This window comes from Pseudomonas sp. S60 (assembly GCF_016647865.1).
Taxonomy (GTDB): Bacteria; Pseudomonadota; Gammaproteobacteria; order Pseudomonadales; family Pseudomonadaceae; genus Aquipseudomonas; species Aquipseudomonas parafulva.
On the sequence record NZ_JACVVH010000116.1, the window covers coordinates 1 to 385 of the forward strand.

A 385-nucleotide genomic window follows, 5' to 3' on the forward strand; every position below is an offset into this window, starting at 1 on the left:
CACGCCAGCGGTGCTGGCTACGTTGTTCAACGTGAGGTTGACGTCGTTGCCAGCAGCATCGCGCAGGGTCGCGCCGTTGAGCTGGATGCTGTTGCCCAATGCCACGCCGTTGGTGTCCAACTGGCCGTTGGCGACGGTCATGCGGAACACCAGCGCGTTGGTACCGGCACCGGACAGGTAGGTGGCGTAGGCCACCGTGCCGTCGTCCAGGGTCACGGCGATGCGTGGGGTGCCGTTGCGGGTATCCAGTTGCACCGCCTCGCTCAGGCTCACGGTGAAGTCCAGGTTCTGACCGGCCACATAGCTGCCGTTTGCTGGCACCCCCACGCGGGTTACGCTCGGGACATCGCGGTCGATGCTGTAGCTGTCGCCCACCCGCCCGGCC

1 protein-coding gene is annotated in these 385 nt (G+C 66.5%); it reads right to left on the minus strand.

Features of this window, described 5'->3' with window-relative positions; genetic code table 11:
- A partial coding sequence (locus IAE33_RS24405; protein WP_201165761.1) for a hypothetical protein occupies positions 1-385 on the minus strand: 385 nt, incomplete at both ends.